The 650-nt window shown below is 32.3% G+C and carries 1 protein-coding gene; it reads right to left on the bottom strand.

The window, feature by feature from the left end; all coding sequences use genetic code 11:
* Positions 1-113 precede the first annotated feature (113 nt).
* A partial coding sequence (locus tag ACIPNH_RS01255) for a helix-turn-helix domain-containing protein (RefSeq protein WP_400771152.1) occupies positions 114-650 on the bottom strand: 537 nt, incomplete at its 5' end.

Here is a 650-nt window from a genome sequence, read left to right as displayed (position 1 = left end):
GAGTACACCTTTGCATTAATCTACAATCTTCTATTTTTTGCCCTATTTTATAACTTATAGAACTAATATCTCTTACAGAAACAAACATATATACCTTACTTAGAAATAAATTTTCATGCAATTTGATCAGCGGATAAACCAACTATTTGCAAAATAATATCAATAGAAATTCCCCCTTTTACTAAATCCTTTGCAACTTTGATTCTTTCCGCTTTCCTCACTTTTTCTTCACAACCTTCAAATAAAGATTTTATTAATGCATTACGCAGTTCTTGGCTCTCAATTTCTTTGTATTCTTTAATCAAATCAGGTAGCTCATTTTCTACTGTACTACCTTCATCTTTCTCTATTAGTAGATCTGTAATATTAATCGATAACGCTTCTGCTATTGCATATAATTTTTCCAGTGGAATGGCCACACGTCCTTGCTCATAGTTGCTTATTTCATCACGTGTTGTAACCATTTTCTCAGTCAAATCCTTTTGAGTATACTCCCTCACTAGCCTCCATTCTTTTATCTTTTTTCCTATTTGGCAGTAAATAGAACCTCCTTTTTCTTCAACGCATTCATCAGCAGAGAGATCAATTGTTTTTGCAACAATATCAACAGAAACTCCTGCTTTAACCAAACCCTTTGCAATTTTTATTTT

Origin of the sequence: Wolbachia endosymbiont of Drosophila barbarae (genome assembly GCF_044752445.1) — a bacterium.
Lineage (GTDB): Bacteria > Pseudomonadota > Alphaproteobacteria > Rickettsiales > Anaplasmataceae > Wolbachia > Wolbachia pipientis.
This window is presented reverse-complemented; position numbering and strand designations above follow the sequence as displayed.